Source organism: Streptomyces sp. AC627_RSS907, assembly GCF_019049165.1.
In genome coordinates, this window is record NZ_JAGMUE010000098.1 from 115,625 (window position 1) to 140,882 (window position 25,258).

General features: G+C 73.2%; 25 protein-coding genes. 15 read left to right on the forward strand and 10 right to left on the reverse strand.

What is annotated here, in order from left to right; all coding sequences use genetic code 11:
- From KUM32_RS22125 to KUM32_RS22165, 9 genes are all read left to right on the forward strand, one after another.
- On the forward strand, window positions 1–955 hold a 955-nt coding region (locus KUM32_RS22125), incomplete at its 5' end, for an MCE family protein (protein ID WP_217143668.1).
- A complete protein-coding gene (locus KUM32_RS22130) occupies window positions 952–1,971 on the forward strand; it encodes an MCE family protein (RefSeq protein WP_217143669.1) in 1,020 nt (339 codons plus the stop codon). The genes KUM32_RS22125 and KUM32_RS22130, both read left to right, overlap by 4 nt.
- A gap of 89 nt (window positions 1,972–2,060) precedes the next feature.
- Complete coding sequence (locus KUM32_RS22135; RefSeq protein ID WP_217143713.1) at window positions 2,061–3,290, forward strand: MCE family protein; 1,230 nt, start codon at window positions 2,061–2,063, stop codon at window positions 3,288–3,290.
- On the forward strand, window positions 3,287–4,567 hold the full coding sequence (locus KUM32_RS22140; protein WP_217143670.1) for an MCE family protein: 1,281 nt from the start codon (window positions 3,287–3,289) through the stop codon (window positions 4,565–4,567). Before KUM32_RS22135 ends, KUM32_RS22140 begins: the two co-directional genes overlap by 4 nt.
- The gene (locus KUM32_RS22145) at window positions 4,564–5,082 is read left to right on the forward strand and encodes a hypothetical protein (RefSeq protein ID WP_217143671.1); all 519 of its coding nucleotides are present in this window, start codon (window positions 4,564–4,566) and stop codon (window positions 5,080–5,082) included. The genes KUM32_RS22140 and KUM32_RS22145 overlap by 4 nt, the downstream gene beginning before the upstream one ends.
- Window positions 5,079–5,852, forward strand: coding sequence for a hypothetical protein (locus KUM32_RS22150; protein WP_254405926.1), 774 nt, complete (start codon window positions 5,079–5,081; stop codon window positions 5,850–5,852). Before KUM32_RS22145 ends, KUM32_RS22150 begins: the two co-directional genes overlap by 4 nt.
- Window positions 5,853–5,877: 25 nt before the next feature.
- Window positions 5,878–6,420 carry a nuclear transport factor 2 family protein gene (locus tag KUM32_RS22155; RefSeq protein ID WP_217143672.1) on the forward strand — a complete coding sequence of 181 codons (543 nt, stop codon included), beginning with the start codon at window positions 5,878–5,880 and terminating at the stop codon, window positions 6,418–6,420.
- A gap of 24 nt (window positions 6,421–6,444) precedes the next feature.
- A complete protein-coding gene (locus KUM32_RS22160) occupies window positions 6,445–7,299 on the forward strand; it encodes a hypothetical protein (RefSeq protein WP_217143673.1) in 855 nt (284 codons plus the stop codon).
- A gap of 236 nt (window positions 7,300–7,535) precedes the next feature.
- The gene (locus KUM32_RS22165) at window positions 7,536–8,819 is read left to right on the forward strand and encodes a lytic transglycosylase domain-containing protein (protein WP_217143674.1); all 1,284 of its coding nucleotides are present in this window, start codon (window positions 7,536–7,538) and stop codon (window positions 8,817–8,819) included.
- Between the two features lie 12 nt (window positions 8,820–8,831).
- Here the strand turns inward: KUM32_RS22165 and proP are convergent, their stop codons facing one another.
- Window positions 8,832–10,346, reverse strand: coding sequence for a glycine betaine/L-proline transporter ProP (proP, locus tag KUM32_RS22170; RefSeq protein WP_217143675.1), 1,515 nt, complete (start codon window positions 10,344–10,346; stop codon window positions 8,832–8,834).
- Between the two features lie 141 nt (window positions 10,347–10,487).
- Here proP and KUM32_RS22175 point away from each other — a divergent pair, with 141 nt between their 5' ends.
- Complete coding sequence (locus tag KUM32_RS22175) at window positions 10,488–10,943, forward strand: RpiB/LacA/LacB family sugar-phosphate isomerase (protein ID WP_217143676.1); 456 nt, start codon at window positions 10,488–10,490, stop codon at window positions 10,941–10,943.
- Window positions 10,944–10,952: 9 nt separating this feature from the next.
- Here the strand turns inward: KUM32_RS22175 and rocD are convergent, their stop codons facing one another.
- From rocD to KUM32_RS22190, 3 genes are all read right to left on the reverse strand, one after another.
- Complete coding sequence (rocD, locus tag KUM32_RS22180; RefSeq protein WP_217143677.1) at window positions 10,953–12,173, reverse strand: ornithine--oxo-acid transaminase; 1,221 nt, start codon at window positions 12,171–12,173, stop codon at window positions 10,953–10,955.
- Complete coding sequence (ddaH, locus tag KUM32_RS22185) at window positions 12,170–13,012, reverse strand: dimethylargininase (RefSeq protein WP_217143678.1); 843 nt, start codon at window positions 13,010–13,012, stop codon at window positions 12,170–12,172. The genes rocD and ddaH overlap by 4 nt, the downstream gene beginning before the upstream one ends.
- 125 nt (window positions 13,013–13,137) lie before the next feature.
- Complete coding sequence (locus KUM32_RS22190) at window positions 13,138–13,641, reverse strand: Lrp/AsnC family transcriptional regulator (RefSeq protein ID WP_217143679.1); 504 nt, start codon at window positions 13,639–13,641, stop codon at window positions 13,138–13,140.
- Window positions 13,642–13,718: 77 nt separating this feature from the next.
- Here KUM32_RS22190 and KUM32_RS22195 point away from each other — a divergent pair, with 77 nt between their 5' ends.
- Genes KUM32_RS22195 through KUM32_RS22210 form a run of 4 tightly spaced genes read left to right on the forward strand, consistent with a single transcriptional unit; the run spans window position 13,719 to window position 17,912 of the window.
- A complete protein-coding gene (locus KUM32_RS22195; RefSeq protein ID WP_217143680.1) occupies window positions 13,719–14,477 on the forward strand; it encodes a LytTR family DNA-binding domain-containing protein in 759 nt (252 codons plus the stop codon).
- 2 nt (window positions 14,478–14,479) lie between these two features.
- Window positions 14,480–14,839: a hypothetical protein gene (locus KUM32_RS22200; RefSeq protein ID WP_217143714.1), complete on the forward strand. Its 360-nt coding sequence runs from the start codon at window positions 14,480–14,482 to the stop codon at window positions 14,837–14,839.
- Window positions 14,836–16,698 carry a cation acetate symporter gene (locus tag KUM32_RS22205; protein WP_254405927.1) on the forward strand — a complete coding sequence of 621 codons (1,863 nt, stop codon included), beginning with the start codon at window positions 14,836–14,838 and terminating at the stop codon, window positions 16,696–16,698. Before KUM32_RS22200 ends, KUM32_RS22205 begins: the two co-directional genes overlap by 4 nt.
- 8 nt (window positions 16,699–16,706) lie before the next feature.
- Window positions 16,707–17,912: a sensor histidine kinase gene (locus KUM32_RS22210; protein WP_217143715.1), complete on the forward strand. Its 1,206-nt coding sequence runs from the start codon at window positions 16,707–16,709 to the stop codon at window positions 17,910–17,912.
- A 22-nt stretch (window positions 17,913–17,934) separates the two neighbouring features.
- Here the strand turns inward: KUM32_RS22210 and KUM32_RS22215 are convergent, their stop codons facing one another.
- From KUM32_RS22215 to KUM32_RS22240, 6 genes are all read right to left on the reverse strand, one after another.
- Window positions 17,935–18,105 carry a hypothetical protein gene (locus KUM32_RS22215; protein WP_107291848.1) on the reverse strand — a complete coding sequence of 57 codons (171 nt, stop codon included), beginning with the start codon at window positions 18,103–18,105 and terminating at the stop codon, window positions 17,935–17,937.
- 13 nt (window positions 18,106–18,118) lie between these two features.
- Window positions 18,119–19,837 carry a septum formation family protein gene (locus KUM32_RS22220; RefSeq protein ID WP_254405928.1) on the reverse strand — a complete coding sequence of 573 codons (1,719 nt, stop codon included), beginning with the start codon at window positions 19,835–19,837 and terminating at the stop codon, window positions 18,119–18,121.
- A 58-nt stretch (window positions 19,838–19,895) separates the two neighbouring features.
- Window positions 19,896–20,846, reverse strand: a complete 951-nt coding sequence (locus tag KUM32_RS22225) for a cytochrome c oxidase assembly protein (protein WP_217143681.1) — start codon at window positions 20,844–20,846, stop codon at window positions 19,896–19,898.
- A 186-nt stretch (window positions 20,847–21,032) separates the two neighbouring features.
- A complete protein-coding gene (locus tag KUM32_RS22230; protein ID WP_217143682.1) occupies window positions 21,033–22,058 on the reverse strand; it encodes a 6-phosphofructokinase in 1,026 nt (341 codons plus the stop codon).
- A gap of 164 nt (window positions 22,059–22,222) precedes the next feature.
- Window positions 22,223–22,951, reverse strand: a complete 729-nt coding sequence (locus KUM32_RS22235) for a type 1 glutamine amidotransferase (RefSeq protein WP_217143683.1) — start codon at window positions 22,949–22,951, stop codon at window positions 22,223–22,225.
- Between the two features lie 24 nt (window positions 22,952–22,975).
- Window positions 22,976–24,214 (reverse strand): MurT ligase domain-containing protein, encoded by a 1,239-nt coding sequence (locus KUM32_RS22240; RefSeq protein WP_217143684.1) that lies wholly within the window; start codon window positions 24,212–24,214, stop codon window positions 22,976–22,978.
- A gap of 169 nt (window positions 24,215–24,383) precedes the next feature.
- On the opposite strand from KUM32_RS22240, the gene def reads away from it, so the two are divergent.
- Window positions 24,384–24,923, forward strand: a complete 540-nt coding sequence (gene def / locus KUM32_RS22245) for a peptide deformylase (RefSeq protein ID WP_217143685.1) — start codon at window positions 24,384–24,386, stop codon at window positions 24,921–24,923.
- Window positions 24,924–25,258 lie beyond the last annotated feature (335 nt).

Consider the following 25,258-nt stretch of genomic DNA (forward strand, 5'->3'; position numbering starts at 1 on the left):
CGCCTACAACGCCGAGCGGCTGCCCCTGGTCACCGGGGGCACCACGTACAGTGCCGACTTCTCCGAGGCGGCCGGCCTCGACGACGGGGACGAGGTGCGGATCGCCGGGGTCAAGGTCGGCGAGGTCACCGGCGTCGCGCTCGACGGCGACCGGGTGAAGGTCAGCTTCGAGGTGGAGGACGCCTGGATCGGCGACCGGACCACCGCGGCCATCGCCATCAAGACACTGCTCGGCGACAAGTACCTGGCCCTGGACCCCCTGGGCTCGGCCCGGCAGGACCCCGGCAGCCGCATCCCCCTGGCCCGCACCACCTCGCCGTACGACGTGACGCAGGCGTTCCAGGACCTCAGCGGCACCGTCGACGCCATCGACACCGAGCAGCTCGCCAAGAGCTTCGAGACGATCTCGAAGACCTTCGAGGACTCGCCGCCGCACGTGCGCAAGGCCGCCACCGGCCTGTCCGAACTGTCGAAGTCGGTGTCCGAACGGGACGACGAACTCTCCGAACTGCTGAAGGGGACCGAGCGGTTCACCCGGACCCTGGCGGACAAGAAGTCCAGCTTCGAGACGCTCATCGAAGACGGCGGGTCCCTGCTGGGAGAACTGCAGGACCGCCGGGACGCCATCAACGCCCTGCTGGAGGGCAGCCGCGACCTCGGCACGGAACTGAGCGGCCTCGTGGAGGACAACGACAAGCAACTGGGGCCCACCCTCAAGGCGCTCGGCCGCGTCACCACGGTCCTGGAGAAGAACACCACACAGCTCGACCGGACGCTGGCCCTGGTCGGCCCCTACTACCGCCTGGTCGGCAATACCCTCGGCAACGGCCGCTGGTTCGACAGCTACCTGTGCGGGGTCGTGCCCCGCGACTACCTGCCCGCGCAGTCCCGGCCCACGACGGGGTGCATGCCGCCGAAACAGCCGGCGGCGGCCCAGGGAAGCGGTGAGAGATGAGCAAGCGCAGACGACTCCTCGCGGCCGCGATCGCCCTCGCCGTGGTCGCCGCCGGACTGGCCGCGGTGCGCGCCCTCCAGGCCACGGGCACCCGCGTGACCGCCTACTTCGACCGTGCCGTCGGCATCTACCCCGGCTCGGACCTGCGCGTCCTCGGGGTCCGGGTGGGCGAGGTCGAGTCGGTACGGCCGCAGGGCACGCGGGTACGGGTGGAACTCGCCCTCGACGACGGCGTCCGGGTGCCCGAGGGGGCGCGGGCCGTGGTGGTCGCGCCCAGCGTCGTCGCCGACCGCTACGTACAGCTCACCCCGGCCTACCGCTCCGGCCCCACCCTCGACGACGGCGCCGTGCTGCCCGCCTCCCGCACCCGGACCCCCGTCGAGATCGACCAGCTCTACGCCTCGATCACCGACCTCGCCAAGGCCCTCGGCCCCGACGGGGCGAACTCCTCCGGAGCCCTGTCGGACCTGCTGACGACCGGTGCCGCCAACCTCGAAGGGAACGGCGAGGCCATCGGCGACAGCATCGAGCAGTTCGGCAAGGCGGCCAGGACCCTCGACGGCTCCAGCGACGACCTGTTCGCCACCCTCGGCAGCCTGCAGACCTTCACCACCATGCTGAAGGAGAAGGACACCGACGTGCGCACCGCCCAGGAGCGTCTGGACACGGTCGTCGGCTTCTTCGCCGACAACAAGGACGACCTCGCCGGCGCGCTCGACGAACTCGGCACGGCCCTCGGTCAGGTGAAGACGTTCGTCAAGGACAACCGGGGCGAACTGAAGAAGAACGTGGAAAGGCTGGTGCCGATCACCGAGACGCTGGTCCGGCAGCGTGCCTCGCTCGCCGAGGCCCTGGACGTCGCACCGCTGGCCGCGGGCAATCTCGTCGGCGCCTACGACACCGGCACCGGCATGCTCGACGGCCGCGCCAACCTCAACGAGATCAGCATGGGCGGCCCGCTGCTGCCCCTGCCGGCCGCGGGAGGCGCCGCGACCTCGGGGGAGGGGGAGCGGTGAGGCACCGCATACGGGGAAGGTCGCGGGGAAACGGGCCGGAGCCGGGCCCGGTGCGGACCGAGGACGCCGACCGGGGGGACGCCGCCCCCGTGCGGCGCGGAGCGCTCACCGGCGGCAAGGCCGCGGGCCTCGGACTCGGCGGACTCCTCGCCCTGGGACTGGGCTTCGCCCTCGCACTCGGCGCCTTCTCCGCCACCGCACCGCGCTTCGACGGAGTCGAGGACCTGCCGTTGCCCGGTGGTGCCGACCTCGGCTCGAACCCCTACACCGTGACCGCCGAACTGGACGACGTCCTCAGCCTCGTCCCGCAGGCCGCGGTGAAGGTCAACGACGTCGCCGTGGGCCGGGTCACCGGCATCCGCCTCGACGGCGAGAACTGGACGGCCCGCGTCACCATGAAGATCAACGGTGACGTGCGGCTGCCCGCCGACGCGGGCGCCCGCCTGGAACAGTCCAGCCTGCTCGGCGAGAAGTACGTCCAACTGGTCGCGCCCCCCGAACCGGCCACCGGACGGCTCGGCGACGGCAGCCTCATCCCGCTGTCCCGCACCGGTCGCAACACCGAGGTCGAGGAGGTCTTCGGCGCCCTGTCCCTCCTGCTGAACGGCGGTGGCGTCAACCAGCTCAAGACCATCACCCGGGAACTCAACGCGGCACTCGGCGGGCGCGAACCCGAGGTCCGTTCGATGCTCAAGCGGGTCGAGGAACTGGTCGCGAACCTCGACGACCACCGCGGCGACATCACCGACGCCCTGGACGGCGTCAACCGGCTCGCCGCGACCCTCGCCGGCCGCAAGGACGACGTCACAACCGTCCTCACCGGCCTGTCGCCCGGGCTGAAGACCCTGCACGAGCAGCGTGGCTCCCTGCTGACCATGCTGCGCTCCCTGGACACCCTGTCCGGCGTCGCCGTCTCCACCGTCAACGCGAGCAAGGACGACATGGTCGCCGACCTCAAAGCCATCGCCCCCACCCTGAAGGCACTCGCGGACGCGGGCACCGACCTGCCCGACTCCCTCCAGGTGCTGCTCACCTACCCGTTCACCGACGAGGTGCTGCGCGGCGTCAAGGGCGACTACCTCAACGTGTACCTGACCATGACCGCCGCCCCCGGCACCACGGTCGTCCCACCGCTGGTGCCGCGGAGCCCGGCCTCGCCGTCGGCCACGCCGCGGGGGAAGCCGGACACCGACGCGAGGAACCCCAGGGACCAGGGGAGCCCGAGGCAACGGACGAGCGCCACGCCCGGACCCTCGGCATCGGCACCGCTGCCGTTGCCGTCCGTGCCGGCGCCGTCCCGGGACGGAGGGCACGGGTGATCACTCTCGCCGTACGCCTCAAGAACCTCGCCTTCCTCGTCATCGCCGTCCTCGTGCTCGGCTTCGTCGGCATCCGCTACGCGGACCTCGGCCGGTACGCCGGCGTCGCCGACTACTACACGGTGGATGTCGAACTGCCGCGCACCGGAGGACTGTTCACCCACTCCGACGTGACCTACCGGGGTGTGTCGGTCGGCCGTGTCGGCCCCATCGACCTCACCGCGGACGGTGTCGTCGCCGAGCTGCGCATCAAGAAGTCCGCTCCCCGCATCCCCGCCGACACACGGGCCGTGGTGGCCGCGCTGTCCGCGGTCGGCGAGCAGTACATCGACCTGCGGCCCGAGAGCGACAGGGGCCCCTTCCTCGGCCAGGGCGCCCGGATCGAACAGCGGGACACCCAGGTGCCCGCGCCCGTCACCGACGTCCTCACCAGCGTCGACGACCTCACGCGCTCCGTGCCGCTGGAGGACCTCCGCACGGTCGTCGACGAGTTCGGCAAGGCGTTCGAGGGCCACGGCGACGACCTCCAGGTGCTGCTGGACAACGGCAGCGCCTTCGTGGAGGCCGCCGACCGCGCCCTGCCCTCCACCACCCGGCTGCTCACCGACGGCGAAACCGTGCTGCGGACGCAGGCCGAGGAGGCGGAGGCCATCCGCGACTTCGCCGACGGCGCCGAGGAACTCGCCCGCACGCTCAAGGGCTCCGACGCCGACCTGCGCCGGCTGCTCACCGTCACACCGGAGGCCGCCACCCAGGTCAGCGGCCTCCTGCGAGACCTCGACCCCAGCCTCGGGGTCGTCCTCGCCAACCTGCTCACCACGTCCGAGGTCGCCGTCACACGCCAGCGCGGCATGGAGGAACTCCTCGTGACATACCCGGCGGCTGTCTCCGCCGGCGCCACCGCCGTCGAGGGAGGAACCATGAAACTCGGCCTGGCCGTCACCTTCTTCAAGCCGCTGCCCTGCACCACCGGGTACGGCGGCACCCGCTACCGGAACGGTCTCGACCTCGGCACCGCCCCCGCCCTCAACACCGGTGCCTCCTGCACGGCGCCGGCCGCGAGCGGAAGCAACGTACGAGGCTCCGCCAACGCCCCCCGCGGCGGTGCGGTGCCCGTACCGGCCAGGCCGGGCTCCCTGCCCTCCGGCAGCGCACCGCCGGCCACGGCCCCGGCGTCCGCACCGCTGCCGGGCGCCCTCGCGCTGCCCGGCACGGGGGACGGCACCCCGCAGGACCTGGCGGCTCTCCTCGGCGCGGACACGGAGGACGGCCGATGAGAAGGGCCCGGGCCCTCGCCGGGGCGGGGACGGCACTCGCACTGGCGTTCTGCGGCGCGGGTGCGTGGACTTACGCACAGGCACGGGGCGACGACTCACTCTCCTACGGCCGTGAGCGGGACGAGGCGCTGGCCGACGGGCGCGCCACCCTGACCGCGCTGACCACCCTCGACGCCTCTTCCACCGAGCGCGCGCGGGCCGGCATCCGGGCCTGGCGAACCGCCTCGACCGGTCCGCTGCGGGAGGAACTGGGCCGCACCGAGCCCAAGGCGGGCGCATCGGCGCGGGGCACGGTCACGGAGGCCGCCCTCACCGCCCTCGACCCGCGGGCCGGCACCGCCAAACTCATCGCCACCGTGCGCGTGGAGGTCACACCCGCCGGGAGCGGGAAGCCCACCACGGACCGCAAACGCCTGGAAGCGGTCCTGGCCCGCACCGGGGAGGGCGAGTGGAAGGTCAAGGCGCTCAGCGCCGTACCGCTCACGCGGACGGCGGGGGAGGACGACGGCCGATGACACGGCTCGGGCACATCAGGAGGCTGCGGGACTCCACCGGTCCGGCACGGGAGGTTTCCCCGCCGCCGTCGGCCCCCGCCCGGAACGGGAGCGGGCTCCGGACGGACGTCCGCCCGGCGCCGGAGCCGGCCCCGCCGACGCGGGGCCCCGACCCCGACGAGGGCCCGGGGGACGACGACGCAGGCCCGCCGCGACCGGCCGGGCCCGTCACGGACGCCGAGGGCGAGGAGGAGGCCGGCCAGGACGGGACCGGTGCCCGCCGCCCGCGGTCCGGCCTGCTGCGGCGCACCGCCCTGGCGACGAGTGCCGCGGTGCTCCTCCTCGGCGGCTGTGGCTTCTTCTACGGCGCCCACCAGCTGAGGAGCACACCGTCGGCTCACAACCGCGCGCTCACCGACGCCGAGGCCACCACACGTGTCGCCGGGGACGTCGGCAGCGCCCTCGCCCGCGTCTTCTCGTACACGCCGGAGGGTCTGGACGCCACCGAGCGGTCGGCGCGTTCCGTCCTCGCCGGGCGGGCGGCCCGCCAGTACACGGAACTGATCGACCGTACGCGCGAGGACCTCGCGGAGCAGCGCGTCACCCTGAGCACCCAGGCCGTGCGCACCGGAGTGATCGAACTCGACGGCGACACCGCGCGCCTGCTGGTCTTCCTCGACCAGATCTCCCGCCGCGGCAAGGACGGGGCCGGCTCGGCGGCGGCCCAGCTCGCGGTCACCGCGCGATGGGGGAACGACCAGTGGCGCATCGTCGACATCAGCACCCGCTGAACGTGCGGGAGACAGGGAGGACTTCATGAGACGCGCGGTCCGCGGGCCGGCCGGACGCCGGGCGCTGACGGCCACGGCCCTCACCCTCGCCCTCGTCGCGGGCGGGTTCGCGGCCTGGGGAGGCTGGGACTGGTACGACGCGGCGCACGACGAGTCGGCCGCGTACGCCGTGCAGCGGGACGAGGCCCTCGCCGCCGGTGAACAGGCCGTCCAGAACCTCAACACCCTCGACCACCGCCACCTCGACCGGGGCCTGGATCTGTGGGAGTCCTCCACGACGGGCGAACTGCACGACCAACTCGTCACCGGACGTGACGAGTTCGCCGCCCAGGTGAAGACCGCGAAGACCGTCACCACGGCCCGGGTGCTGTCCGGTGCCGTCACCGAACTCGACGACCGGGCCGGCCGCGCCCGGGTGCTCGTCGCCCTGCGGGTGACGGTGAAGGCCCCGGACGCCGAGAGCACCGACAAGGACAGCCGCATGCTCGGCGAACTGACCCGCACCGGAGACCGGTGGAAGCTCAGCGCCCTGGGGCAGGCCCCCGTCGGCGGCACGGCGGCCGGCTGACCGGCCGCAGGAGAGGACCACACGATGGCGACCACCCGTCACCACATCAACAGCCTGCGCCGCCGTCAGGCCCGCGAGTCGGTCCGCACCCGGGGGCCCGGCACGGCCACGGCCACCCGGGCCGGACGGGCCACGGCCACCGACTCCCCGGCCGGAGCGTCCGGCGCGGTCGGCCCGGCCCGCACCCGTACCGCCGTACGGCCCGCGCGGGACGCCCCGCCGGACCCGGTGGACGCGACGGCCCGGCGGACGCGGAACGACCGGCGGTCCCGTCCCGTGGGACTGGTGCTGTGCTGTCTGCTCACCGTCGTCCTCGGTGGCTTCGCCGGCTGGGCGCACGCACGCGCCGAGGGCCTGCGGGAGGACCCCGCGGTACGCAACACCGCCCTGACGGACGTCGCCCGCACCAGTGAGATCAAGGGACAGACGGCCAAGGCCGTGGCCGCGCTCTTCTCCTACGACCACGCCGACCCCGGCGCCTTCGAGGAGGCCGCGAAGAACCTGCTGACGGGACGGGCCGTCGAGCAGCACCGGGCGCTGCTCGGCGACGTCCGGGCCGGTGCCGAGCGGCAGAAGGCGGTGATCACCACCACGGTCACCGACAGCGCGGTCGAGCGCATCGACGGCGACCGGGCCCGCGTCCTGGTCTACGCCGACCAGGCCGGCGTCAGCACGGCCGGGGGCGAGGACGCCTCCGCCCCGCGGGACCGGCAGGCGAAGGACGCGAAGGAGAAGCAGGGCACGAAGGGCGCGAAGGGAGCGAGGAAGGACGAGCGGGCGAAGGACACGGGCACGTACGCCGGCGCGATGTTCGCCGTCGACGTCGTGCGGCGCGACGGCCGCTGGCTCGTCTCCGGAATCGACACCTTCGGCCGCTGAGAGCGGCGTACGGACCCAGGCACGGCCGACCCGGCAGCACCCGCATCCGACCCATGAGCCCCGACGGACCACAAGCCCCGACGGACCACGAGGCCCGACGGACTACAAGCCCCGACGGACCACGAGGCCCGACGGACTACAAGCCCCGACGGACCACGAGGCCCGACGGACTACAAGCCCCGACGGACCACGAGGCCCGACGGACCACGAGACCCGACGACCAGGGAGTGACCGCCATGCCCGCACACCGTGCACGACGTCTGCGCGCCCGGACCGGGCGAGGCCTGCGGACCACCGCCGTCGCCGTGACCGCGGTGGCGGCCCTCACCGCCTCCCAGGCCCCCGGCCTCCCGCACCACGAGAAGGCCTGGCCGGCCGCCGACGACGAACGCACCCCGCCGACGAGCGCCCCCCACGCCGAGCTCGTCCCACCCGGCGACGGTTCCTACCACACCGAACTGCCGCCCCTGGCCGCCACGGACACGCCCGGCACCCCGCCCCGGCCCGAGCAGGCCACGCGGGCGCGGGCCGAGTCCGGCATCCCGGGGACCGTGCTGCGCGCCTACCGGGCCGCCGAGACCTCCGTGGCACGCACGGACCCGGGCTGCGGGCTGCCCTGGGAACTGCTCGCCGCGATCGGCAAGGTGGAGTCCGGCCAGGCGCGCGGCGGTGCGGTCGACCGGCACGGCACCACGCTGGGCCGCATCACGGGCCCGGCCCTCGACGGCCGCGGCTTCGCCCTGATCCTGGACACCGACGGCGGCGCGCACGACGGCGACACGGTGTACGACCGGGCGGTCGGACCCATGCAGTTCCTGCCGTCGACCTGGGCCCGGTGGGGCACCGACGGCAACGGCGACGGCCGCGCCGACCCGAACAACGTCTTCGACGCCGCCCTGGCCGCCGGGCACTACCTGTGCGCCGGGGACCGGGACCTGAGCAGGCCGGCGGACCTGGACCGGGCGATCCTCAGCTACAACAACTCGCGTTCCTACCTCGGGCTGGTCCGCCACTGGCTGGACTTCTACCGCAGGGGGGTGCGCACCGTCCCCGACGGCAGGGGCGTCATTCCGGCGTCCCCCGGGGCGGGCGGCGCCACCCCGGCGACGAAGCCGGTCGACGACGCCGGCGGTCAGGGGGGAGACGGCATCGTCGTCGGCCCCGATCCCGCGACCTCCGCGCCCGGAACCCCCGGGGCCCCCGCTCCCGCGCCCTCCCCTTCGCCCTCTCGCCCGGTCCCCTCCTCGCCGTCTCCCGTGCCCTCCCCCTCCCGGCCGGCACCCACCGCGCAGCCGAGCCCCTCGCAGTCGTCCAGCCCCGATCCGGCCGAGTCCCCGACGCCGGGCCCCTCGACCACCCCGGACCCCACCGGCTCGCAGACGCCGGGCCCCGGGAACCCGACGCCACCGCAGGGCTGCCCCTCGGGCTCCCCGAGCCCGTCCCCGGAGGCGAGCGGGCACTCCACCGCCACTCCGGGCACCCGGCAGGACGAGCCGACGTGTCCGGCGGACGGAGGATGAGCCCGGCGCGCTTCAGAACTTCGGCGTCGGGACCTGCGCCTCGACCATCTCCGCCGCCTCCTCCTCGGTCTGCACCGAGGGCGGGGAGCCCGCGAGCGGCTTCTGGGCCGTCTCCTTCATGCAGGCCACGGCCACGACACCGACCAGGGCCGCGGCCATCGAGTAGTAGGCGGGCATCATGTCGGAGCCGGTCACGCTGATCAGCGCGGTGATGACCAGCGGCGTCGTACCGCCGAACAGGGACGCCGACAGGTTGTAGCCGACCGAGAGGGAGCCGTACCGGACGTTGGTGGGGAACATCGCCGGGAGCGCCGCCGACATGGTGCCGAGCAGACAGACCAGGGACAGGCCGAGCATCAGCATGCCGCCCGAGACGGCGAGCAGACCGCCGTCCCGCACCAGCACGAAGGCCGGGGCGGAGAGGAGGAAGAAGCCGATCATGCCGGTCATGAGGACGGGCTTGCGGCCGAAGTGGTCGGAGAGCCGGCCGACCTGGTTGATGACCAGCATGAGCAGCACCATGGTGGCCACCAGGATCAGCAGACCGTGGCTCTCGCTGTAGCCCAGCTCGTCCGACAGGTACGTGGGCATGTACGACAGCAGCATGTAGTCCGTGATGTTGTACGCGCCGACCAGCGCGATGCACAGCACCAGCGACCGCCAGTGCGTGCGGAAGATCTTGGCGAGGTCGCCCCGGGCGGTGGTCTCCACCGCGGTCGCCGCGTCGGAGATGTGGACGTTGGCGTCCTCCAGCTTGAGGAACGCGGGTGTGTCGTCGAGCTTCAGCCGCAGGTAGATGCCGACGATGCCGAGGGGCGCCGCGAGCAGGAAGGGGATGCGCCAGGCCCAGGCGTCCATGGTGTCGTTGCCGAGGCCCGCCGTGAGGGCGGTGACGAGACCGGCGGCGCAGGTGTAACCGGCCAGCGTGCCCAGCTCCAGGAAGCTGCCGAAGAAGCCGCGCCGCTTGTCCGGCGCGTACTCGGCGATGAAGGTGGACGCGCCACCGTACTCGCCGCCCGTGGAGAAGCCCTGGAGCAGGCGGAACACGATCAGCAGGAGCGGAGACCAGAAGCCGATCGAGTCGTAGCTGGGAATGAGCCCGATGGCGGCCGTGCCGATCGCCATGAGGATCATCGTCAGCGCGAGCACCTTCTTGCGGCCGATCTTGTCGCCCATCGGGCCGAAGACCATGCCGCCGAGCGGGCGCACCAGGAACGCCACGGCGAACGTGGCGAAGGAGGAGAGCAACTGCGCGGTGTCGCTCCCGGACGGGAAGAACACCCGCCCGATGGTGCCCGCCAGATAGGCGTAGATGCCGAAGTCGAACCACTCCATGGCGTTGCCGAGGGAGGCCGCCTTCACGGCTCGCTTGACCGCGGCCTCGTCCGTGACGGTGATGTCCGACCGGCGCAGCCGGGGGTTCTGCCGGCGTCTGACGGCCCGGAACAGAGCCGGGTGGCGGCGGACGGCCGCGGTGTCGGGTGCTGGGCCGTTGTCGGTGGGGGACGTGGCGGCCTCCCTTTCCACATGCAGACGCTCCTGGCGGAGCGCTGCTGGTCGTACGTTTCTCGGGTCGTACCGTTCCCCAGATCATGCTGGGTATGGTGGTGACTTCGGTCATGTGGTTGAGCCGATGAGGTGAGCGGCCGGGGTGGGTACGCTTCGCACATGCGCATCGCCGTCTCTTCCGACATGGACGAACCCGTGGCCCGCCTCCTCGTCGAGGAGCTGCGCGGCCGGGGCCACCAGGTGCTCACGCACGGCGCCCTGCGCCCCGGGGCGGACCCGCGGTGGGCGGTGTGCTCGGAGCGGGCCGCCCGCGAGGTCGCCGACGGTACGGCCGACCAGGCGGTGGTGTGCTGCTGGACCGGCACGGGAGCGTCGATCGCCGCGAACAAGGTGCCGGGCGTGCGGGCGGCCCTGTGCGCCGACGCCTACACGGCGGACGGGGCACGCCGCTGGAACGACGCCAATGTGCTCGCGCTCAGCCTGCGGCTGACGTCGGCGCCGCTGCTGCGGGAGATCCTCGACGCCTGGTTCGCGGGCGGCCCCAGCGAGGACGCCGAGGACCGCGGCAACGTGACGCACGTGGAGCGGCTCGACGGGGACCGAGCCGCTCCGTAGGGGAAACCCTCAGGACGTGAGGACCTTCTCCAGCGTCCCGAGCGCGCCCTCCAGCTCCTCACCGGTGACGGTCAGCGGCGGGGCCAGACGGATCGTGGAGCCGTGCGTGTCCTTGACGAGGACGCCCTCGCGCATCAGGCGCTCGCTGACCTCGCGGCCGGTGCCCAGCGCCGGGTCGATGTCGACACCCGCCCACAGCCCCCGCGCCCGGAAGCCGACGACGCCCTTGCCGACCAGGGCGGTCAGGCCCTTGCGCAGGACCGCGCCCAGCTCGGCCGCCCGGCGCTGGAACGCGCCCGTCTCCAGCAGCTCCACCACCGCCGTGCCGACCGCGGCGGCCAGCGGATTGCCGCCGAACGTGGAACCGTGCTCGCCCGGGTGCAGCACGCCGAGCACCTCCCGGCTGCCGACCACCGCCGACACCGGCACGATGCCGCCGCCCAGCGCCTTGCCGAGCAGCACCACGTCCGGCACGACCGACTCGTGCTCGACGGCGAGGGTGTGCCCCGTGCGGCCCAGCCCCGACTGGATCTCGTCCGCGACGAACAGGCAGCCCGCGCGGCGGGTCAGCTCCCGCACCCCGGTCAGATAGCCGTCGTCGGGGATCAGTACGCCCGCCTCGCCCTGGATGGGCTCGATCAGCACCGCCGCCGTCGTCTCGTCGACCGCCGCCTCCATGGCCGCCAGGTCGTTGTACGGGACGATCCGGAAGCCGGGGGTGAACGGGCCGAAGCCCGAGCGGGCCGTCTCGTCCGTGGAGAAGCTCACGATCGTGGTCGTGCGGCCGTGGAAGTTGTCCGCCGCGACCACGATCGTCGCCCGGTCCGCGGGGACGCCCTTGACGTCGTACGCCCATTTGCGGGCCACCTTGATGCCGCTCTCCACCGCTTCGGCGCCGGTGTTCATCGGCAGCACCATGTCCGTGCCGGTCAGCGCGGCCAGCCGCTCGGCGAAGGAGGCGAGCCGGTCGTTGTGGAAGGCGCGCGAGGTGAGCGTGAGCCGGTCCAGCTGGCGGTGGGCGGCCTCGATCAGCGCCGGGTGGCGGTGGCCGAAGTTGAGGGCGGAGTAGCCGGCCAGCATGTCCAGGTAGCGGCGCCCCTCCACGTCCTCGACCCAGGCGCCCTCCGCGCGGGCCACGACGACGGGCAGCGGGTGGTAGTTGTGCGCGAGGACGGGCTCCTCCGCGCGGATGAGTTCTTCGGAGCCGCGGGTACGGGCGGGCGCGGTCATGAGGGGTTCTCCCGGATCTCCTGGGTGCAGCACTTGATGCCGCCCCCGGCCTTGTGGAACTCGGACAGGTCGACGGGGACGGGGACGTAGCCGAGGCCGGTGAGCCGGTCGGCCAGGTTCCGGGCCCCGGGCGAGATGAACACGTGTCGTCCGTCGGACACGGAGTTGAGCCCGAACGCCATGGCGTCCTCACGAGTGGCGGTCACCGCGTCCGGATAGAGCCGTTCGAGCACCTCCCGGCTGCCGGGCGAGAAGGCCCCGGGGTAGTAGGCGATGTTCCCGTCGGTCCCGGTCCCGGCCCCGTCGTCGAGCACGAACAGCGCCGTGTCCAGGTGGTAGAAGTATGGGTCCACCAGCGTCAGCGAGACCACCGGCAGCCCGAAGAACTCCTGCACCTCCCGGTGCGCCTCGGGGGTGGTGCGAAACCCCGTTCCGGCCAGGAGCCAGCGGCCGGCCGGTACCAGGTCGCCCTCGCCCTCGCACACCGTCCCGGGATGGTGGACCTCGAAGCCCTCCGCCTTGAACCACGCCTCGTAGGGTACGGACTCGGGACGGCGCTCGGGCGCGTGGAAGAGGGAGCCGAAGACCCGGCCCCCCACCACGACGGCGCAGTTCGCCGCGAAGACCATGTCGGGCAGGCCGGGGACCGGCGCGACGGTGTCCACGGTGTGGCCGTGGGCGCGGTAGGTGTCGACCAGTGCCTGCCACTGGTCGAGCGCGCGGATGACGTCGACGGGTCGGCCGGTGCTCATCCACGGGTTGATCGCGTACTGCACGGCGAAGTGTCTGGGTTCGCAGACCAGGAATCGCCGTCGGTGCGGCACACGGGACTCGGACACAGAGGGGTACCTCCGCTCCTCACGGTGTGTGACGGTGTGTTGACACCACGGTAGGAAGCGGCGGCCGAACCCGACAAGCACGAAGAGCTGCGTGTTCCCGCAGGATCGCTGCGTTGTCCGCCGCGTCAGCGCACGTCTGCTGCGTCCTGCGGAGCGAGCAGGCCCGCTCCCGCCTCCGGACTGTCCGGGATCAGGTGGGACAGCACCATCACACTGATCGTCTTCCGGATGAACGGCTCCGCACGGATGCGCTCCAGCACCTCCTCGAAGTGCTCCACGTCCCGCGCCCGTACGTGCAGCAGCGCGTCCGCACCACCGGTCACCGTCATCGCCGCCGTGATCTCCGGGTAGCCGCGCACGACTTCCGCCAGCCGCCTCGGCGGGGCAGCCCCCTCGCAGTACACCTCGACGTACGCCTCGGTGCGCCAGCCCAGCGCGGAGGGCCGCACGGTCGCCGTGAACCCGGTGATCACCCCCGTTTCGCGCAGCCGGTCCACCCGGCGCTTGACCGCCGTCGAGGACAGTCCGACCTCCGCGCCGATCTCGGTGAAGGACGTCCTGGCGTTCGCCATCAGCGCGGTGACGATCTTCCGGTCGAGTTCGTCGAAAGAGGTGGGCCTGCCGTTCATGCGGGCACTGTATCCAGCGGATACGTCCACGGCGCAGGCGTGTGCAGGCGTACCGATTGCTCCTACACTCCACGTTCATGCTGCGCGCCCTGGCTGTCGACGACGAACGCCCCACGCTCGAGGAGCTCGTGTACCTGCTGAAGGCCGATCCCCGGATCGGTACGGCGGAGGGCGCGAACGACGCGACCGAGGCCCTGCGCCGCATCAACCGCGCCCTGGAGTCCGGCCCCGACGGACCGGACGCCATCGACGTCGTCTTCCTCGACATCCAGATGCCCGGCCTCGACGGACTGGACCTCGCCCGGCTGCTGACCGGGTTCGCCCGCCCGCCGCTCGTCGTGTTCGTCACCGCGCACGAGGACTTCGCCGTCCAGGCCTTCGACCTCAAGGCCGTCGACTACGTCCTCAAACCCGTGCGCAGGGAGCGGCTCGCCGAGGCGGTGCGCCGTGCCGCCGAACGACGGGGCCCCGCGACCCCCGCTCCCCGCATCCCGGTCCACGAACCCGACCCCGACCACGTCACCGTGGAACTCGGCGGCGTCACCCGCTTCGTCCCCGTCGACGACATCACCCACGTCGAGGCCCAGGGCGACTACGCCCGCCTGCACACCGACAAGGGCAGCCACCTCGTCCGCATCCCCCTGTCCACCCTGGAGGAGCGCTGGCGTGCCCGCGGCTTCGTCCGCATCCACCGCCGCCACCTCGTCGCCCTGCGCCACATCGGCGAACTCCGGCTGGACGCGGGCACCGTCAGCGTCCTGGTCGGCACCGAGGAACTCCAGGTCAGCCGCCGCCACGCCCGCGAGCTGCGGGACCTGCTCATGCGGAGGCCGTGACCGTGGCCCAGGACCCCACCGAACGCCGCGTCACCGTCACCGGGCCGCCCAGGCGCACCGGCGGCGCCCTGGGCTACTACCGCCCGCGCACCGAGATCGACGAGCAGACCACCCTCGGCCACACCTACGTCCGCTCCCTGATGCGCAGCCAGCTGCGCGCCGGCCTGACCGCGTTCGTGGTCCTCGGGCTGCTCGTCGGACCGCTGCCGCTGCTGTTCGCGGCGATGCCCGGCGCCCGCCGCCTGGAATGGGCCGTCCTCGGCTTCGGCCTGTACGCACCCCTCGTCCTCCTCGCCCGCTGGTACGTGCGCCGCGCCGAGCGCAACGAGCGCGACCTCGTACGCCTCGTCGAGGACCGATGAACTCCGGCTACGCCATACCCGCCGTCGCCCTCGTCGTCGTGGCCACCGTCCTCGTCGGCGCCTTCGGCCTGCGCATCTCCCGCACCACCTCGGACTTCTACGTCGCCTCCCGCACCGTCGGCCCCCGCCTCAACGCCGCCGCCATCAGCGGCGAGTACCTCTCCGCCGCGTCCTTCCTCGGCATCGCCGGCCTGGTCCTCGTCCAGGGCCCCGACATGCTCTGGTACCCGGTCGGCTACACCGCCGGCTACCTGGTCCTGCTGCTCTTCGTCGCCGCCCCGCTGCGCCGCTCCGGCGCCTACACGCTGCCCGACTTCGCCGAGGCCCGGCTCGGCTCCCCGGCCGTACGGCGGCTGGCCGGGGCGTTCGTCGTGGGTGTCGGCTGGCTGTACCTGCTGCCCCAGCTCCAGGGCGCCGGACTCACCCTGACCGTGCTGAGCGGCGCCCCCGACCGGCTCGGCGGTGTGATCGTCGCCGTCGTCGTCACCGCCATCGTCGCCGCCGGCGGCATGCGCAGCATCACCTTCGTCCAGGCCTTCCAGTACTGGCTCAAACTCACCGCCCTGCTCGTCCCCGCCCTCTTCCTGGTGCTGGCCTGGCGGGGCGACGGAGCGCCCGGCCGCCCCTTCGAGGAACCCGCCACCTTCCGCGAGCAGCGCTCCGTCCGGGTCGACGACAGTCTCGCCCTCGAGCTGGAGAGGCCGCTGACCGTCACCGTCGACGGTACCGTGGACGGCCGCGCCCACCGCGGCACCCGGCTCAGCCTGTCCAAGGGCACCCATCACATCGGGTCCGGCACCCGCCTCACCTTCGCCGAGGGCACCCCGGTCCCGGCCGCCGGACGCGGCGTGGACGACGCCCTGTCGCCGTCCCGGGCCGAGAGCCGCACCGAACGTCCGCTGTACGCCACGTACGGGCTGATCCTCGCCACCTTCCTCGGCACCATGGGGCTGCCCCACGTCGTGGTCCGCTTCTACACCAGCCCGCACGGTGTCGCCGCCCGCCGCACCACCGTCGCCGTCCTCTGCCTGATCGGCGCCTTCTACCTGCTGCCGCCCGTCTACGGCGCCCTCGGCCGCCTCTACGCCCCCGAGCTCACCCTCACCGGTGACGCCGACGCCGCCGTCCTGCTGCTGCCGGACCGCGTCATCGGGGGAGTGGGCGGCGACCTGCTCGGCGCGCTGGTCGCGGGCGGTGCCTTCGCCGCCTTCCTGTCCACGGCGTCGGGACTGACCATGGCCGTCGCGGGCGTCCTCACCCAGGACGTGCTGCCGTCCCGCGGCGTGCCGCACTTCCGGCTCGGCACCGTCCTCGCCATGGCGGTGCCGCTGGCGGCGAGCACACTGGTCGGCGGGTTGCCGGTCGCCGACGCCGTCGGCCTGGCCTTCGCCGTGTCCGCCTCCTCCTTCTGCCCGCTGCTCGTCCTCGGCATCTGGTGGCGGCGGCTGACCCCGCCCGGCGCGGCGGCCGGGATGCTGGTGGGCGGCGGCTCCGCGCTGCTCGCCGTCGCCGCGACCATGGGCGGCTTCCCGGGCGGCGGCGCCCTGCACGCGCTGCTGGCCTGGCCCGCCCTGTGGTCCGTGCCGCTGGGCTTCCTCACCATGGTGCTGGTCTCCCTGGCCACACCGGGCCGGATCCCGGCCGCAACGGCGGCGATCCTGGCCCGCTTCCACCTGCCCGAAGAACTGCGCACCGACGAACTGCGCCCACAGGAACCGCGCGCGGACGGCCGGCGTGCCGACGAACCGCGCGAGGACGAAGAACGCGAGGACGAAGGACATGAGGACGAAGAACGCGAGGACGAAGGACATGAGGACGAAGAACGCGAGGACGGACCACGGAAGGAGGTGACCCCGTGAGCGGTTCGCTGGGCGGATTCCTGGCGGGCCTGGTCGTCGCCGTCCTCCCGCTGCTGGCCGCGGGCTTCTGGCTGGGGCGCCGCACGGCCCGCCCGCAGAACCTCGGCGGCCTCGGCACTCCCGTCGAGCACGCCACCTTCCAGACCCTGCACACCGCCTCGCTGGCGACACCCCCGCTACGGGCGGGCCTGACCGCGGAGACCGCCGGGAAGTCGGCCCGCAAGCTGCGCTCCCTGCTGGGCACGGACGCGCTGTGCCTGACCGACCTCAAGGAGGTCCTGGTCTGGGACGGCGCGGGCGCGCATCACCGCACCGAGATCATGGAACGCCTCGCGGGGCCACTGGAGACCGGCCGCGGCGAGGCCTTCCCGCTCACCTGCGACACCCCCGACTGCGCGGTGCGCTGGGCGGTCGTGGCCCCGCTCACCGTCGACGACCGGGTGCACGGCGCCCTCGTCGCCTGCGCGCCCCGCGAGTCCGCCGTCCTGGTCCGGGCGGCCGGCGAGGTCGCCCGCTGGGTCTCCGTCCAGTTGGAGCTGGCCGACCTCGACCAGTCCCGTACCCGGCTCATCGAAGCCGAGATCAAGGCGCTCAGGGCCCAGATCTCCCCGCACTTCATCTACAACTCCCTTGCGGTGATCGCCTCGTTCGTGCGCACCGATCCGGAGCGCGCCCGCGAGCTGCTGCTGGAGTTCGCCGACTTCACCCGCTACTCGTTCCGCCGCCACGGCGACTTCGCCACCCTCGCCGACGAGCTCCACGCCATCGACCACTACCTGGCGCTGGTACGGGCGCGCTTCGGCGACCGCCTCTCCGTCACCCTCCAGGTCGCCCCCGAGGTACTGCCGGTCGCCGTGCCCTTCCTCTGCCTCCAGCCGCTCGTCGAGAACGCCGTCAAGCACGGGCTGGAGGGCAAGTCCGGCACGTGCCGCATCCAGATCACCGCGCAGGACGCCGCCGCCGAGGCCCTCGTCGTGATCGAGGACGACGGCGCCGGGATGGACCCGGGCCTGCTCCGCCGCATCCTCGCGCGCGAGATCAGCCCTTCGGGCGGCATAGGACTGTCCAATGTCGACGACCGGCTCCGCCAGGTCTACGGAGACGACCACGGCCTCGTCATCGAGACGGCCGTCGGCGCGGGCATGAAGATCACGGTCCGGCTGCCGAAGTACCAGCCGGGCGTCCACTCGGCGGGCCGGCTCGCCCGCGAGTAGGTGTCGGGAGGCCCCGCGGGGCTCAGGCGCTGCGCGTGGCCACCATCCCCAGGGTGATCAGGCCCAGCACGACCCAGCCGAACCACAGCCAGCCGTTGCTGCCGAGCGCCACCGTGTAGGCGGTCACCGCGACCAGGCCGCCGATGGTCAGCGCCCCCATCGTCTTCGTCGAACTGTCCGTGGAACCGGGCATCGCAACACCCTCCTCATGGTCCGTTCCCCTCCATGGTGCCCCCGTTCTGCCTCCGTACGGTGCAGACGACGAGATGTGAGCCGGATCTCCAGGCCCCCGCGGCCGTCCGGGAGCCGGCCTCGTGCAGGGAGGGATCGAATCCGTAGTCGCGCGGCGGCACCTCCCGCGCGCACGCCGCGTCCGCCGCGCCGGGTGCCTCGGCGGGCGTGACGTCGGGGGCCAGCCGGGCGAAACCGAGCACCTGCTCGTCGTACCGGCCCGCGCAGGACGCCAGCCGGACCTCCCGTGCCGAGCGCACGTCCAGGCAGTCCCGGCGCTGCATGGTCGCGGTGCCGGCGAACACCGACCCGGGTTCGCGGTGCCGGCCGAGCGGCCCGTGGACCGGGCCGTGCGCGCCCAGCACCAGACAGGCCGTACGCCGCTCGGCGGTCTCGAAACCGCCGTCGGCGGGCACCACGGCCAGGCTGCGCACGTCGGCCAGCCGGGCCCGGACATCCCGCGTCCGCTCCTCGCACCGGGCCGGCCCCAGCTTGCGCGCCTCCTCGGCGGAGGCGGCGGGTACGGACGCCATCACCTGGCCGTCGGGTGCCCCGCCCCGGCAGGCCGGGACCACGGTGAGGCGCGGTGTCCCCGTGAACCGGGTCCCACCGGGCCAGTGGGCGCGCACACAGTCCCCGTCCCGCAACGGCGCCACGAGCCCCACACCGTCCCCGTACGGCGCCCCCGTCCCGTCGGCCGCCCGGTCGGCCAGGGCGTACCAGACGCCGCCGAGGGCGAGGACCAGACCGAGCCCGCCGGCGAAGGCGGCCCGCAGGGCCCGCGGGCGTGAACGCCGGTGCCCGACCGGAACGGAGGCGCCGAGGTCGGCGGTGGCGGCGAGGCCGGCAGGGGCGGCGGTGGCGGGGGCGTGCCGGCCGGCGGAGGCGACCGGGCCGGGCCGCGCCGCGGCCCAGGGCGGCTGCGATCGGGGGTCGGTCCGCGGCCGGACGTACACCTCGGTCTGCGGCGTGATGATCCACGCCAGCTCCGCCTCGGCCTCGGCCACCGAGCCGCGAAGTGCCGGGTCCCCCGCGAGGAGCCTGTCCAGCAGGGGCCTGAGCGCACCGGCCCGCACCGGCGGACGCGGCATCCCCGGTCCGGCCGGACCAGGCACCCCGTCGAACGGCTCGCGGCCCTCGACGCCGTAGTACAGGGTGCGGCCGAGCGCGTGCAGCCCGGCCCGGAGACCCGCGGCGTCGGCCGGTCGTACGCGCAGGCCGTGCTCCGCGAGCAGGATCCGGCCGTACGGCGCGCCCGTGGCGTCCGGCGCCAGCAGGACGTCCGCCGGGTCCACCTCCCGGTACGGCACGCCCCGCTCGTGCCCGGCGGCCAGCGCGGCGAGCACGGCGAGCCCGATCCGGGCGCAGTCGGCGGGGGCCGCCGGACCGTGCCGGGCCACCAGCTCCCGCAGGTCGACCGCGTCCGCCACGTACTCCATGACGAGCCACGGCACACCCTCGTGCACCGTCACGTCGTACACGGTCACCGTGTGCGGATGGCCGTGCGGCCCTGCCGCACCCCGGGCCGCACCCGGACCGGCCTTCAGCGCGACCTCCCGCCCCAGTGTCCGGTCGTGGGCGAGCCACACCCGGCCCGCCCCGCCGTCACCGAGCGGGCGCAGCAGCAGATAGCGGCCGGCGACGACCCGGCCCACTCCCGACGGCGGTGGTCCTGAGAACGCGTGGCGTGTCATACCGCTCCCCCCGGGCGGTTCCCCCGACGCGCCACATGCTACTGAACGGTGCCGCCGCTCAGCCGCCGCGTGTGTTCAGTGAGGCCAGATAGGCGTTGTACGCCTCGAGTTCCTTGTCGCCGTCGCGGTCGGCGGCCCGGTCGGTGCGCCGGGCCTGCCGCTCCTCGGAGGCGTACCACTGGAACAGCAGCGCGAGCAGCACGAGAACGGACGGGACCTCGCTGAAGGCCCAGGCGATGCCGCCGGCCGCGTTCTGGTCGGAGAGCGCGTCGATGCCGAGCGAGGCGGGCGGGTTCCGGAACGTCTCGACCATCGGCGAGGACGCCATCATCAGCGCGATGCCGAAGAACGCGTGGAACGGCATGCCCGCGAACAGTTCCAGGATCCGCATCAGGTGGCCGGGCCGGTGCGGGCCCGGGTCCACGCCCATGATCGGCCAGAAGAACACCACACCGACGGCCAGGAAGTGCACCATCATCGCGATGTGCCCGGTCTGGGAGCCCATCAGGAAGTCGAAGAGGGGCGTGAAGTACAGCGCGTACAGACTCGCGATGAACAGCGGGATCGTGAACGCGAAATGCGTGATGACCCGCATGTAGCGGCTGTGCAGCAGCATCAGCAGCAGCTCGCGCGGGCCCTTGCGGCCGCGTCCGGCCGTGGGCAGTGCGCGCAGGGCCAGGGTGATCGGTGCGCCGAGGAGCAACAGGATCGGCGACACCATGCTGATCATCATGTGCTGCACCATGTGCACGCTGAACATGACCATGCCGTAGTCGTTGAGCTTGGTGCACATCACCAGCCCGATGCTCAGCACACCGGTGACGAAGGCGACGGTCCGTCCGACGGGCCACTTGTCGCCGCGCCGGGTCAGCCGGACGACGCCCCAGCCGTACAGCGCCAGTCCCAGGAGGCAGGCGATCAGGAAGAAGGGGTCCGCCGACCACGCGAGACCTCGTCCCAGCGTGAACGGCGGCAGATCCATCGTCATGCCGTGCCCGCTGTGATCCATCCGCCGGCTCCTGTTTCGTGGGGGTTGAGCGCGGTTGAGCGCCGTCTGTCCGAAGCAAGACTAGAACCGCCCCCGGCCACGTGTGTGACCGGGGGCGGTACAGCGCCCCGCAAGAGGCGCGGGCCGTATCGATGCGCGGCTCCACCGCACGGGCGCGGGCACCCGCGCCCCACAGCCGCCGGACGGCTAGAGCACGCACTCCGCCTCGTCGTACCGTGCGTCCGGCACCGTCTTCAGCGACTCGACCGCCTCGGCGAGCGGCACCATCCGGATGTCCGTCCCGCGCAGGGCCGTCATCATCCCGAACTCCCCGCGGTGCGCGGCCTCCACCGCGTGCCATCCGAACCGGGTCGCCAGCACCCGGTCGTACGCCGTCGGCGTGCCGCCGCGCTGCACGTGCCCGAGTATCACCGGCCGGGCCTCCTTGCCGAGCCGCTCCTCCAGCTCGATCGAGAGCTGGCGGGCGATCCCGGCGAAGCGCTCGTGGCCGTAGACGTCCGTGCCGCCCTCGTCGAAGTCCATGGTGCCGGCCTTCGGCTTGGCACCCTCGGCGGCCACCACGATCGCGAACCGCTTGCCCGCCGAGAAGCGCTCCCCGACCTTGGCGGCCAACTCGTCGATGTCGAAGGGCCGCTCCGGCACGACCACGGCGTGCGCGCCGGCCGCCATGCCCGAGTGCAGCGCGATCCACCCGGTGTGACGGCCCATGACCTCCACGATCAGCACCCGCTGGTGGGACTCGGCGGTGGTCTTCAGCCGGTCCAGGGCTTCGGTGGCGACGGTCACGGCCGTGTCGAAGCCGAAGGTGACGTCGGTGACCGCTATGTCGTTGTCGATGGTCTTCGGCACGCCCACGATGGGCAGGCCGTTGTCGGAGAGCAGCCGGGCCGCCTTCAGCGTGCCCTCCCCGCCGATCGGGATGATCGCGTCCACGCCGAGTTCCCTGACGTGTCCCCGGGCGCGCTCGACACCGTCGCGCAGATGCTCGGGGCGGACCCGGGAGGAGCCGAGGATGGTGCCGCCGCGGGCCAGGATGCCGCCGACCGCGTCGAGGTCGAGCTTGAGGTAGTCACACTCCAGGAGGCCCTTCCAGCCGTCCCGGAAGCCGATGACCTCGTCGCCGTGGTCGACGACGGCACGGTGCACGACGGACCGGATGACGGCGTTCAGGCCGGGGCAGTCGCCGCCGGACGTGAGGACACCAATGCGCATAGCCCGAAATACCTTCTCAACGTGGCACGGGTCCGGACCGCGCTGTCCGGCTCGATCCCCGCCACCCTAGCGGCATCGGGCGGCGGGACCGAACCGTGCGTCCGCCTACTGGACGTGCCCGCTCACCTGTGCGGATAAGCCGTCAGACGGGCTTTCCCCAGGCGTCAGGCCGACTGCTGCGCGGCGGCGATGCGCTCGCCCCGCAGCGCCTCGTACCAGCGGTCGTCGGTCGGCGGCAGCGCGTTCACGTCGAGGGCCAGTTTCAGCAGCAGGTCCGCGATCAGCGGGTTGCGTGCCAGCACGGGGCCGTGCATGTACGTCCCGAAGACCGTGTCGTTGTACGCGCCCTCGGTACCGTCGCCCGTGCCGTTGCCGTTGCCGAAGCGGACCTGGGCGAGCGGGCGGGCGGTGGGGCCGAGATGGGTGACGCCCTGGTGGTTCTCGAAGCCGGTCAGCGGGGGGAGGCCCAGGCGGGGGTCGATGTCGCCCAGGACGTCGCCCACGCACCGCTCGCCCTCGCCGCGCGTCGAGACCACGTCGAGCAGACCGAGGCCGGGTTCGCGCTGCCCCAGGTCGTTGATGAACTCGTGGCCCAGGATCTGGTAGCCGGCGCAGACGGAGAAGACGATCGCGCCGTTCTCCACCGCCCGGTACAGGCCGCCGTCCCGGCGCAGCCGCTCGGCCGCGAGCCGTTGCGGCCGGTCCTCGCCGCCGCCGATCAGGTAGATGTCGCCCGAGGTCGGGATCGGCTGGTCGCTACGCACGTCGAGCCGGGCCACGTCGAGGCCCCGCTGCCGGGCCCTGCGCTCCACCACCAGGGCGTTGCCCTGGTCGCCGTACGTGCTGAGCAGGTCCGGGTAGATCCAGACGACCCGCAGCTGGTTGTCGCTCACTTCAAGTCCCCTGAGGTCTCGTGGTCAGTTGCCGACGCGGCGGCGCAGGTCCTGGAAGGCGGTGTAGTTCGCGATGACCTCCACCCGGCCCGGCGGGCACAGCTGGACCGCCTGGTCGAGGTCCTCGCACACCTGGAACTGCTGGTTGGCCACCTCCAGGCGCACCGCGAGGTCCAGCTTCCGGTCGCCGATCACACAGATCGGGTGGCCGGTCAGCCGGGTGTAGTCCACGTCCCACAGCCAGGAGGTGTCGGTGCCGTCGGCGCCGCGCGCGTTCACCGACAGGATCACCGGGGCCGGCGGCGGGTCGATCAGGGAGAAGGTCTCCAGCCAGCCGGCCGGGTTCTTGGCGAGCAGCAGACGCAGGTCGCGGCCCTGGAACTGGACGACGTCGTAGCGCCCGGCGACCGCCTGCACCTGGTACATCCGCTCCAGCGCGACCTGCGGCGGCACCCCGAAGACCGCGCAGACGGCGGCCGAGGAGGCGGCGTTGGCCTTGTTGGCACGGCCCGGGAGCTGGAGGTGGATCGGCCAGGCCGAGCCGTGCGGGTCCAGGACGTGGTCGCCGGACAGCGCCCAGCTCGGCGTGGGACGGCGGAAGCCGCACTCGCCGCAGAACCAGTCGTCGCCCGGCCGCTGCATCACGCCGCCGCAGGCCGGGCAGGACCAGGCGTCGTCCTTCCACATCTGCCCGGCGGCGACCCAGATCACGTTGGGGGAGGAGGAAGCGGCCCACACCACCAGCGGGTCGTCGGCGTTGGCGACGATCACGGCCTTCGAACCGGCCAGGCCCTCGCGCCAGTTCTCGGCGAGCATCCGGGTCTCGGCGGCGCGGTCGAGCTGGTCGCGGGAGAGGTTGAGCAGGGCGATGCACTTCGGCTCGGTGGCCTGGGCGACGCCGACGAGGTACTTCTCGTCGACCTCGATGACGCCGTAGCGGGCGTCCGCGCCGCCCGCGAGCGCCGAGGTGATGCCGGCCGGCATGTTGGCGCCGAGCGCGTTGGAGACGACCGGGCCGGCCGCCTTGAGCGCCTCGGCGATGAGCCGGGTGGTGGTGGTCTTGCCGTTCGTCGCCGAGACCAGCGTCACATCGAGGTGCTGGGCGAGCCGGGCGAGGAGGTCGGGGTCGAGTTTCAGCGCGACCCGGCCGCCGATCACCGAACCGCTGCCGCGCCCCGCGGCGCGAGATGCCGCCGCGACCGCCTTGCCCGCGGTCACGGCGAGCTTGGCCCGCGGCGTGAGCGGGTCCGAGTTGCCTGCCATCAGTTCTCGATCCTCCTTGCGTACGCGCCGCGCCTGAAGCCTGACGGCCACGTGGTGTGGACCTCAGCCTATCGAGATCCATTCGCACTCCCGAATCGCGGCACCGGCCACGCGGTCCCGGCGATGGGCGCGGACCGCCGGGGGACACAGGGACCTTACTCTTGCCGCCATGCGACACGGTTCCATCCCGGGCGCCCACGGGCGCGTCCGCCCCCTCACCCTCATCGGCGATCCCGCCCTGCACACCCCTTGCGAGGAGGTGACCGACTTCGGTCCCGAACTCGCCTCCCTGGTGGAGGACTTGTTCGCCACCATGTACGCCGCCCAGGGGGTGGGCCTGGCCGCGAACCAGATCGGCGAGCCGGTACGCGTCTTCGTGTACGACTGCCCGGACGACGAGGACGAGCGCCACCTCGGGCACGTGGTGAACCCGCGGCTCGTCGGGACCGACGGTGTGGTGGTGCGCGGCCCGGAGGGTTGTCTGTCACTGCCGGGACTCGAGGCCGGGACCGAGCGTCACGACGAGGCGGTCGTGACGGGGCTCACTGTCACCGGGGAGCCGGTCACCGTGCGCGGGACGGGGTTCTTCGCCCGGTGTCTGCAGCACGAGTGCGATCACCTGGAGGGGCGGGTGTACGCCGACCGGCTGTCGGGCTGGCGGCACCGCAGGCTCATGCGGCAGGTGGCGCGCGCCTCCTGGCACCGCTGAGCGCGTCCGCGGGAGCCCGGGGCCCCGGAGCGGCCCCGGCGCCGCGCTCGGGGCGGGGTCGGCCTCCGGCCGGGGCGGTCGCCTTGCCCGGCGCGCGGTTGGCCAGGGGCGGCGTGGGGGACGGCCGGCTGCGGGGCGCGCGGTTGGCCAGGTGCGGCGTGGGGGGACGGCCGGCTGCGGGGCGGGCGACCGGCTTGGGGCGGTGCCGGCCTGAGGGCAGGGGAGGTCGCCCTGCTCGGCGCGTGACCGGTCACCGGGCGGGCGTCGTACTGGGGTGGTGCCGGCCCCAGGTGGGGCGCCGGGTTCAGGGCGGGGCGGTCCTCGGTCGGTGCCGT